Raw genomic sequence first — 2,342 nt, 5'->3', positions numbered from 1 at the left:
CGTTCAGTTTTCAAAGAACTACTTGGTCGCTCATTTGCGACTTCCTTATGTTAACATTTTCATCTTGCAATGTCAACTAAGTTTTTTATTTCGTTTGCCGCGTTCTGCGTTATTGCATCGGCGACTTGTTCTATATTACACTTCCAACCTAAAATCGTCAATATGTTTTTATAAAAAACTTCATTTTTTATAAATCTCTTCTATAAGAATATATAAGCAACCCATAAAATACTCTATGGGTTGCTATTCCCTCATAAAAACTATTGTTCTTTTGAAGGTACTGAACAACTTTCATCCGTACAAGACATATCATTTCCGCCTTCTGAAGAAAGCTCTTGTAACTTAGGTGCAGGATTCTCTTCCTCCCACACTTGCTGAAGTGCATTCACAAAAGTTTCAAGTGGTTGTGCACCTGAAATAGCATACTTTTGATTAACAATAAAATAAGGTACTCCTGAAATTTGGTATTGCTGAGCAATTGCTTCATCGATTCTAACAGCATTTGCGTATGCGTTTTTATCATAAATAACACGTAAAGCTTCTTGCTTATCTAAACCTGAAGATTCAGCAATAGTAGCAAGCGTATCTACATCACTTAAATTTCTCGATTCTGTGAAATATGCGAAAAGTAGATTTTCCGTAATCTCTTTTTCTTTCCCTTGATCCTTTGCAAACTTCGCAAGACGATGCGCATCAAAAGTGTTCGTCGGCTTCATCTCATCAAAATTAAAACTTAAACCCATACTAGCTGCATGATTTCCTAGTTGTATATTATTTCGCTTAGCTTCTTCAATACTAATGCCATACTTTGATGCAAGCACTTCATTAATACTTGTTCCAGAATAGATTGGGGCATTTTGGTCTAATTCAAAACTTTTAAACTCAACTTCAACATCCTTCTTATGTGGAAATTGCTCTAAGGCCAGCTCTAATCTACGTTTCCCAATGTAGCAAAATGGGCAAACAAAATCTGACCATACTTCAATTTTCATAGAAACACCTCATTAACATGTAGTTTTCAATCATTGTAGCACTGGCACTAAGGAATTCAAAAGTTTATGCTTCAAGCCTTATATACTACAACCTAAAATGAATTTATAAATAGAAAAAAATAGAAAAAACGATAATCAAAAGTATAAAAGCATTCCCTTTTGATTATCGTATATACAAATCTAATTATGCTGGAATATATCTCCCCACGAACTTCCATACCGTATTCCAATATTTATTTGAATCTATTTTCTCAGCTTCTCCATGTCCAGCACCTGGAACAATTAATTTTTCTTTTTCTACTTTTGCAGCATTATATACTTCATTTAACATTTCATAAGGAACGAATGTATCAGCATCCCCATGAATAAATAGCATCGGTGTTTTACTTTTCGCTACTTGTTTTACAGCCGAAGCTTCTTCTAAATCATATCCAGCTCTTAATTTTGTAATTGTATTTGCCGCGTTCATAACAGGAAACTTTGGCAAATGGAATAAATCTTTTAGTTGATAAGTAAATTCATCAATGACAGTTGAGTATCCACAATCTTCAATAATAACTTTCACGTTAGAAGGTAACTCTTCACCTGAAGTCATCATTACAGTTGCTCCCCCCATTGAAACACCAAAGAGTGCTATTTCAGCATTAGGGTCTTTCTTTACAATTTGTTGGATCCAAATCAAAATATCTTTACGATCGTGCCAGCCCATCCCTATATAATCACCTTCACTATTTCCATGCCCACGAAGATCTGGCGCTATAACGTTATATCCTTGTTCATAAAAGTTCCGGATATATTTCGTCATTTTCGATGCCCTACTATCATATCCATGAACTACAATTGCCCATTTATGACTAGATTGTTCATTCATATATTCATAACCCGTTAATTTCAACTTATCGAAAGAATTTATGTGTAGTGTATTAGGTTTATGATTTGATACAAAGTTCGCATCCTTTTCTTCATTTGTAGCCAACTCATCTCCTGATGCATTCACAGTTTCTACTAAGTGAGGGTTATCCTCTAAAAACTCTTTCTCTTGTTTCGCATTCAACGCATAATTATAAAAATAATTCCCGACTAACACATAAGTAATCGCTAGAAGGACTAAAACTACTATAGTAATTACACCTATCTTTTTCATATTATCTCCTTTTTCAAAATTAAATCTTCTTATATTTAAGTACTCAAAAAACAACTGCACTATTTTAACACACCGACAGATTAATTCTACAAAAAATAAAATAAAAAATCTTATGCTACACATCAAAAATGATGAAACAAAATGAATATGAGAGCATTAAAAGAATAAGGATTAGGAATTGGAAACACAAAAAAGACGAGTCATTC

General features: G+C 33.3%; 2 protein-coding genes. Both read right to left on the bottom strand.

The window, feature by feature from the left end; genetic code table 11:
- Nucleotides 1–260 precede the first annotated feature (260 nt).
- Entirely contained in the window at nucleotides 261–992 is a 732-nt protein-coding gene (locus tag COL05_RS29550) for a DsbA family oxidoreductase (protein ID WP_098671201.1), read from the bottom strand.
- Between the two features lie 184 nt (nucleotides 993–1,176).
- Nucleotides 1,177–2,136 (bottom strand): alpha/beta hydrolase, encoded by a 960-nt coding sequence (locus COL05_RS29545; protein ID WP_098671200.1) that lies wholly within the window; start codon nucleotides 2,134–2,136, stop codon nucleotides 1,177–1,179.
- Nucleotides 2,137–2,342 lie beyond the last annotated feature (206 nt).

The organism is Bacillus sp. AFS059628, assembly GCF_002571225.1.
GTDB lineage: Bacteria > Bacillota > Bacilli > Bacillales > Bacillaceae_G > Bacillus_A.
This window is presented reverse-complemented; position numbering and strand designations above follow the sequence as displayed.